A 7,485-nucleotide genomic window follows, 5' to 3' on the forward strand; every position below is an offset into this window, starting at 1 on the left:
CCGCTCGCCGCCTATCGCCCGCAACCCGTGTCCGAAGTGCTCGGCCGTACCGACGCTTTCGCGGCGCTGCGCGCGGGCGTCGAGCAGATCGCGTCGCTGCAGCGCGACTTGGGCGCATGCCTGCCCGACTATCTGGCGAATCACGTCGAACCGGGCTTCATCAAGGACGGCACCCTGACCCTCTTTGCCGCGCACAATGCGCTGGCAGCACGGCTGCGACAGGTCGAAGTGCGGCTGCTCGGCGACCTCCAGAAGCGCGGCTGGCCCGTGACGACGCTGCGCGTGCGCGTGCGGCCGAAGGACGCGCCGGAGCCGCCGCACGTGAAGCAGGCGCGAATGACCTCGGCCGGCGCCGCCGCGCTGCGCGACCTCGCCGACCACCTCGAACCGTCACCGCTGCAGGCCGCGCTCGCACGGATGGCGGCCCGGCACGGCGCGAAGCCGCGTTGACCGCACCGGCCATCGTCGGGGGGCAGCCAGCCAACAAAAAAGCGACCCGAGGGTCGCTTTTTTATCGCTTGCGCTGAACGCCGGTCACGCGAAGGCCGTCTGCGCGTCGAACGCGAACCCCTTCGGTGCAGCCTGCGGATCGTCGAACGTCACGATCTCGTACGCGTCTTCGTGCGCGAGCAGTTCGCGCAGCAACGCGTTGTTCAGGCCGTGGCCCGACTTGTACGCGGTGTACGACGCCAGCAGCGGGTGGCCGATCACGTACAGGTCGCCGATCGCGTCGAGCATCTTGTGCTTCACGAACTCGTCGTCGTAGCGCAGCCCGTCGTTGTTCAGGATGCGGTACTCGTCGAGCACGATCGCGTTGTCCATGCTGCCGCCGCGCGCCAGGCCGATCTCGCGCAGCATCTCGGCCTCGTGCGCGAAGCCGAACGTGCGCGCACGCGCGATCTCGCGCACGTACGACGTGGTCGCGAAATCGACCTCGAGCTCCTGGCCCGTCTTGTCGACGGCCGGGTGGCGGAAGTCGATCGAGAACTTCAGCTTGAAGCCGAAATACGGATCGAGGCGCGCGAACTTGTCGCCATCGCGGATTTCGACCGGCTTCGTCACCTTGATGAAGCGCTTCGGCGCGTTCTGCTCCTCGATGCCGGCGGACTGGATCAGGAACACGAACGTGGCCGCGCTGCCGTCCATGATCGGGATTTCCTCGGCCGTCACATCGACGTACAGGTTGTCGATGCCCAGCCCCGCACACGCGGACATCAGGTGCTCGACCGTCGACACGCGCACGCCATCCTTCTGCAACACCGACGCGAGCCGCGTGTCGCCGATCGACATCGCCGATGCGGGAATGTCGACCGGCGTGGGCAGGTCGACGCGTGAAAAGACGATGCCCGTGCCGGGCGCGGCGGGACGGAGCGTCAACTCGATCTTGCGGCCCGAGTGGACACCGATACCCACGGTCTTCACGATGGATTTGATGGTGCGCTGCTTCAACATGGTCTTCTTCGTCTTGATTGAAGATATCAATCAGGAGTTATATTCGATAGGCGGGATTATAGCGTAATTCCCTATTCAGCGCTGTCTGAAACTGCGTATCAATCTGTTTCGACAGTTTACCCGCGCCGATACGGGACGGGCCGATGCCCGGAACGGAGGCGTTTCCGGTCATCAGCCCGTGTTACAACTGCCCTGAGGCCGGTGAGCAGCGTTGCCGGAAGGCAACGGCGCACCGCACGATCAGGACGTCAACGTCGCGAGAACACTCGCCGCATCGCTCACTTCGAATTTGCCCGGCGCCTCGACGGCCAGCGTCTTGACCACACCGCCGTCAATCACCATCGCGTAGCGCAGGGAACGAATTCCCATGCCACGCGCGGACAAATCCTGCGTCAGCCCCAGCGCATGAGTGAAAGCCGCGCTGCCGTCCGCCATCATGCGCACCTTGCCCGCGGTGTGCAGATCACGTCCCCATGCGCCCATCACGAATGCGTCGTTGACGGACACGCACCAGATCTCGTCGATACCCGCCGCGCGCAATTGCTCGGCGTGCTCGACGTAGCCCGGCACATGCTGCGCCGAGCAGGTCGGCGTGAACGCGCCCGGCAATCCGAAGATCACCACCCGCTTTCCCGCAACCTGGTCGCGCACGCTGTAGGCGTTCGGCCCCAGCGTGCACCCTTCGCGCGCGTCGTCGATGAACTCGAACAGTTGCGCGTCGGGCAGCGCGTCGCCCACTTGAATCATGGCTGGTCCCTCATAGCGATACGGTTTTTCAGCGTGTTGCGGACAGCACGGCCCATCCCGCTCCGCTCAAGCGAAGAGGGCACGTTTCCCGGCCCGGCGTCGCATCCGACGCGGCCTGTTTGGGTCCGTAGCATCCGTCACGCCGGCGTTACCGCGGCAACTTCGCCGCGGCTTCGCCTGTGTTTGCGTCAGTCAGCCTGCTTGCGCAGGAAAGCCGGGATGTCGTACGTGTCGACACCCTTCTCCTGCAGCGCCTGCACGTGCGATGCCGCGGTTTCGCGCGAATTGCGCCACACCGCCGGCGTATCGAGCGCGCCGTAGTCGGCCGTGCTGACGTGATGCGGCTGCGCATAGCCGTGCGACACCGCGCTGACCGGCTGGTTGTCCGTACCCGTGCGCAGCAGCGTCATCGGGGCCGACTGCTGCTTCTTCGCAGCACGGCCCAGACCCGTCGCCACGACCGTCACGCGCAGTGCATCGCCCATCGCGTCGTCGTACACCGCACCGAAGATCACCGTCGCATCTTCCGCCGCGTAGCTCTTGATCGTGTTCATCACTTCGCGCGTTTCCGACAGGCGCAGCGAACGGCTCGACGTGATGTTGACCAGCACGCCGCGCGCGCCCGACAGATCGACGCCTTCGAGCAGCGGGCTCGCCACGGCCTGTTCCGCCGCGAGGCGTGCGCGATCGACGCCGGCGACCGTCGCCGTGCCCATCATCGCCTTGCCCTGCTCGCCCATCACCGTCTTCACGTCTTCGAAGTCGACGTTCACGAGGCCGTCGACGTTGATGATTTCCGCGATACCTGCCACCGCGTTGTTCAACACGTCGTCCGCGCACTGGAAGCACTTGTCCATCTCGGCGTCGTCGCCCATCACGTCGAACAGCTTGTCGTTCAGCACGACGATCAGCGAGTCGACGTGATCCTCCAGTTGCTGCGAGCCTGCTTCGGCGACGCGCATGCGCTTGCCGCCTTCGAACTCGAACGGCTTGCTGACGACACCAACCGTCAGAATGCCCATCTCCTTCGCGATCTGCGCGACCACCGGTGCGGCGCCCGTGCCCGTGCCACCGCCCATGCCTGCCGTGATGAACACCATGTGCGCGCCGCGCAGTGCGTCGGCGATGCGCTCACGCGCTTCTTCCGCTGCCGCACGACCCATTTCCGGCTTCGCACCGGCGCCCAGACCCGTATTGCCGAGCTGGATCACCGACGATGCGCGCGAACGCGACAGCGCCTGGGCGTCCGTGTTCATCACGATGAAGTCGACGCCCTGCACGCCGCGGTTGATCATGTGCTGGACGGCATTGCCGCCAGCGCCGCCAACGCCGACCACCTTGATGATGGTGCCGTTGGTTTCGGTTTCCAGCATTTCGAATTCCATTGTTGCCTCCGTCAAGAGAATGACTGCTACTCGGCCGTTATTCGGCAGGAGATCGGGCAACCCCCTGTCGCGCGCCAGCCGCCGGCACCAGCGCGAATTTCGATTCGGTTTGTCAGAAGTTGCTCAGGAACCATTCCTTCATCCGCGAGAACACCTGCCCCGCGTTGCCGGACTGCACGGCGACCTTGCGGCCGCGCATGCGCTGCGCACTGCCTTCGACGAGCAGCCCCATCGCCGTCGAGTAGCGCGGATTGCGCACGACGTCGGAGAGGCCGCCTGCATATTCCGGCGCGCCGATGCGCACCGGTTTCAGGAAAATGTCTTCACCGAGCTCGACCATGCCCGGCATCATCGACGCGCCGCCGGTAATGACCACGCCGGAGCTCAGGAGTTCTTCGTAACCCGACTCGCGCACGACCTGCTGCACGAGCGAGAACAGTTCCTCGACGCGCGGCTCGATCACGGCCGCGAGCGCCTGGCGCGACAGCGTGCGCGGACCGCGTTCGCCGAGGCCCGGCACTTCGACCATTTCGTCCGGATCGGCGAGCGCCTGCTTCGCGATCCCGTAGCCGACCTTGATGTCTTCCGCATCCGGCGTCGGCGTGCGCAGCGCCATCGCGATGTCGCTCGTGATCTGGTCGCCGGCGATCGGGATCACCGCCGTGTGGCGGATCGCGCCTTCGGCGAAGATCGCGATGTCCGTCGTGCCGCCGCCGATGTCGACCAGCACCACGCCGAGATCCTTCTCGTCTTCCGTCAGCACCGCCAGCGACGACGCGAGCGGCTGCAGGATCAGGTCGTTCACTTCCAGCCCGCAGCGGCGTACGCACTTGACGATGTTCTGCGCGGCGCTCACCGCGCCCGTCACGATGTGCACCTTCACTTCCAGCCGGATGCCGCTCATCCCGATCGGCTCGCGCACGTCTTCCTGGCCGTCGATGATGAATTCCTGCGTGAGGATGTGCAGCACCTGCTGGTCGGTCGGGATGTTGATCGCCTTCGCGGTCTCGATCACGCGCGCGACGTCCGTCTGCGTGACTTCCTTGTCCTTGATCGCGACCATCCCGCTCGAATTGAAGCTGCGGATGTGGCTGCCCGCGATCCCCGTGAACACGTTGGTGATCTTGCAGTCGGCCATCAGCTCGGCTTCCTCGAGCGCGCGCTGGATCGATTGCACGGTGGCCTCGATGTTGACCACCACACCTTTCTTCAGACCCTTCGACTCGCTCTGGCCGAGACCGATCACCTCGTAGTGACCCTCGCCCTTCAGCTCGGCGACGATGGCCACCACCTTCGACGTGCCGATGTCGAGGGAAACCAGCAGATCCTTGTAGTCTTTGCTCATAAAGTGCTCTTGCGTGTGATCTCTCGTTACTTCTTGCGCTTGTCGGTATCGGTCAGGAACCGCATGCCTGCCGCGCGAATCGCGAATCCGTTCGGATACCGCAGGTCCGCGTACTCGATGTCGTTGCCCCAACGCTCCGTGACGGCCGGCCACGCGGCGACCAGGCGCTGGCTCCGGTCATGCAGCGTGTCGCTGTTGCGTTCCTTGCCCAGCTCGACCTGCATGCCGTTCGACAGCTTCACCGTCCACGCGTACCGCGCCGACAGCGTCACTTCTTCCGGCGCCGCCTTCAGCGGCGCAAACCATTTCCCGAAGTCGCGATACCGCGTGACGACTTCCTTCGCACTGCCTTCCGGGCCGTCGAACGCCGGCAGTTCCTGCTCCAGCTCGCCCTGGTTCGCGGTGAACAGCTCGCCGTCGACGCTCACCAGCTGATCGCTGCCCCAGGTCCCGAGCGGTTTGTACTCCTCGAGCGTGACAGCCAGCGCATTCGGCCACACCCGGCGCACGCTCGCGTGACGCACCCACGGCATCTGCTCGAACGCCGCGCGCGCCGTATCGAGATCGACCGTGAAGAAATTGCCCTTCAGCCGGCCGACCACACCCGCGCGCACCGTCGGCGAGTTGATGTGCTCGGTATCGCCGTCGATCCGGATTTCCCGCAGCGCGAACGTCGGGCGCTGGATCAGCCAGTAGCAGCCGGCCGCCGCCAACACGAGCAGCAGCAGCGCGTACAGCGCGCTGGCGGCAAGGTTGAGTTGGCGAACGTTGTTCCACATACGTCGTTCCGTTCCTGCGTCAGTCGTTGAGCGTGAGCGACAGCACCTTCACGACCAGCTCGGAATAGCCGATGCCGACCGCGCGCGCGGCCTTCGGCGGCAGCGAGTGGTCGGTCATCCCGGGGGCCGTGTTCACTTCGAGGAAATACGCATTGCCGGCCGCGTCGAGCATGAAATCCGCGCGGCCCCAGTCGGTACAGCCGAGCACGTCGAACGCGCGGCGCGCGATGCGCTTCAGTTCCGCCTCCTGTTCCGCCGGCAGGCCGCACGGGATCAGGTACTGCGTATCGTCGGCGACGTACTTCGCGTGGTAGTCGTAGAACTCGCCCGCCGGCACGATCTTGATCAGCGGCAGGTCGAGATCGCCGGCGATGCACGCGGTATATTCGCCGCCGCCCTCGATGCTCTTCTCGACGATCACGATCTTGTCGTGCGTCGCGGCTTCCTCGAGCGCGGCCGGCAGCGCGTCGGCCGTCTTCACCTTCAGCACCGCGACGCTCGAGCCTTCGCTCGCCGGCTTCACGAACAGCGGCAGGCCGAGCTTCGCGACGATGTCGGTCGCGCGCGCGGCCAGGTCGTCGCCGCGCATCACCGTCTCGAACGGCGGCGTCGGCACGCCCGTCTGCTGCCACACGAGCTTCGTGCGGAATTTGTCGAGGCCGAGCGCCGAGCCCAGCACGCCGCTGCCCGTGTAGCGAATCCCGTAGAAATCGAGCGCGCCCTGGATCTGGCCGTTCTCGCCGTAGCCGCCGTGCAGCGCGTTGAACGCGCGCACGAAGCCTTCGTCCTTCAGCGCCGACAGCGGCCGCTCGGCCGGGTCGAACGGATGCGCGTCGACGCCCGCATCCCGCAGGCCCTGCAGCACGAGGCGGCCCGAGGTGAGCGACACCTCGCGCTCGGCGGATTCGCCGCCGAACAACACCGCCACCTTGCCGAAACGTTTCGGATCGATCCCGCTCATGTCATGCCTTCTGTTGAATGTGTTGCACGAGCTTCGCCGGCACGCCGCCGATCGAACCCGCTCCCATCGTGATCACCACGTCGCCGTTCTGCGCGACTTTCGCCAAAGCGTCCGGCACGTCGTCGACCGTCGCGACGAACACCGGGTCGACCTTGCCCACCGCGCGCAGCGCACGCGACAGCGCGTCGCCGCTGGCCGTCGGGATCGCGGCCTCGCCGGCCGCGTAGACTTCCGTCAGCACCAGCGCATCGACCGTCGACAGCACGTTGACGAAATCGTCGAAGCAGTCGCGCGTGCGCGTGTAGCGGTGCGGCTGGAACGCCAGCACGAGGCGGCGGCCCGGGAACGCGCCGCGCGCGGCCGCGATCGTCGCCGCCATCTCGACCGGGTGATGACCGTAGTCGTCGATCAGCGTGTACTGGCCGCCGTCCGCGCTCGGCACGTCGCCGTAGCGCTGGAAGCGCCGGCCGACGCCGTTGAATTCCGCCAGCGCCAGCTGGATCGCGTCGTCCGACACGCCGAGATCGGTTGCGATCGCGATCGCCGCGAGCGCGTTCTGCACGTTGTGCAGGCCCGGCATGTTCAGCACGACCGCGAGCGGCGCGCGCCCTTCGCGGATCACCGTGAAGTGCATCCGGCCGTCGCGCGCGTCGATGTCTTCCGCGCGCACCTGCGCGTCCGGCGACAGGCCGTAGCGCACGACCGGCTTCGAGATGAACGGAATGATCTGCCGCACGTTCGGATCGTCGACGCACACCACCGCGCTGCCGTAGAACGGCAGGCGCTGCGTGAATTCGATGAACGCCTGCTTGAGCC

Annotated in this window: 8 protein-coding genes; 1 reads left to right on the forward strand and 7 read right to left on the reverse strand. The window is 66.2% G+C overall.

Annotated features, from left to right (window positions below):
• Positions 1 to 27 precede the first annotated feature (27 nt).
• Positions 28 to 450 (forward strand): DciA family protein, encoded by a 423-nt coding sequence (locus JMF90_RS15775; protein WP_236597985.1) that lies wholly within the window; start codon positions 28 to 30, stop codon positions 448 to 450.
• An 84-nt stretch (positions 451 to 534) separates the two neighbouring features.
• Here JMF90_RS15775 and lpxC read toward each other — a convergent pair whose 3' ends face one another.
• The 7 genes from lpxC to murC form a co-directional block, all read right to left on the reverse strand.
• Complete coding sequence (gene lpxC, locus JMF90_RS15780) at positions 535 to 1,452, reverse strand: UDP-3-O-acyl-N-acetylglucosamine deacetylase (RefSeq protein WP_011544505.1); 918 nt, start codon at positions 1,450 to 1,452, stop codon at positions 535 to 537.
• 240 nt (positions 1,453 to 1,692) lie between these two features.
• Entirely contained in the window at positions 1,693 to 2,199 is a 507-nt protein-coding gene (locus tag JMF90_RS15785; RefSeq protein ID WP_011544504.1) for a peroxiredoxin, read from the reverse strand.
• A 188-nt stretch (positions 2,200 to 2,387) separates the two neighbouring features.
• Positions 2,388 to 3,584 carry a cell division protein FtsZ gene (gene ftsZ, locus JMF90_RS15790; protein WP_006477012.1) on the reverse strand — a complete coding sequence of 399 codons (1,197 nt, stop codon included), beginning with the start codon at positions 3,582 to 3,584 and terminating at the stop codon, positions 2,388 to 2,390.
• 112 nt (positions 3,585 to 3,696) lie between these two features.
• The gene (gene ftsA / locus JMF90_RS15795) at positions 3,697 to 4,929 is read right to left on the reverse strand and encodes a cell division protein FtsA (RefSeq protein WP_006487138.1); all 1,233 of its coding nucleotides are present in this window, start codon (positions 4,927 to 4,929) and stop codon (positions 3,697 to 3,699) included.
• 26 nt (positions 4,930 to 4,955) lie between these two features.
• Positions 4,956 to 5,708: a cell division protein FtsQ/DivIB gene (locus JMF90_RS15800; RefSeq protein WP_006477014.1), complete on the reverse strand. Its 753-nt coding sequence runs from the start codon at positions 5,706 to 5,708 to the stop codon at positions 4,956 to 4,958.
• A gap of 19 nt (positions 5,709 to 5,727) precedes the next feature.
• Positions 5,728 to 6,669: a D-alanine--D-alanine ligase gene (locus JMF90_RS15805; protein ID WP_152864761.1), complete on the reverse strand. Its 942-nt coding sequence runs from the start codon at positions 6,667 to 6,669 to the stop codon at positions 5,728 to 5,730.
• 1 nt (position 6,670) lies between these two features.
• A partial coding sequence (gene murC / locus JMF90_RS15810) for a UDP-N-acetylmuramate--L-alanine ligase (protein ID WP_268905976.1) occupies positions 6,671 to 7,485 on the reverse strand: 815 nt, incomplete at its 5' end.

The sequence above is a fragment of the Burkholderia sp. E168m23 genome, assembly GCF_016586125.1.
Taxonomy (GTDB): domain Bacteria; phylum Pseudomonadota; class Gammaproteobacteria; order Burkholderiales; family Burkholderiaceae; genus Burkholderia; species Burkholderia orbicola.

Coding starts and splice junctions, on each gene's coding strand:
- lpxC (WP_011544505.1), bottom strand. CDS start 1,452: ATGTTGAAGCAGCGCACCATCAAATCCATCGTGAAGACCGTGGGTATC.
- JMF90_RS15785 (WP_011544504.1), bottom strand. CDS start 2,199: ATGATTCAAGTGGGCGACGCGCTGCCCGACGCGCAACTGTTCGAGTTC.
- ftsZ (WP_006477012.1), bottom strand. CDS start 3,584: ATGGAATTCGAAATGCTGGAAACCGAAACCAACGGCACCATCATCAAG.
- ftsA (WP_006487138.1), bottom strand. CDS start 4,929: ATGAGCAAAGACTACAAGGATCTGCTGGTTTCCCTCGACATCGGCACG.
- JMF90_RS15800 (WP_006477014.1), bottom strand. CDS start 5,708: ATGTGGAACAACGTTCGCCAACTCAACCTTGCCGCCAGCGCGCTGTAC.
- JMF90_RS15805 (WP_152864761.1), bottom strand. CDS start 6,669: ATGAGCGGGATCGATCCGAAACGTTTCGGCAAGGTGGCGGTGTTGTTC.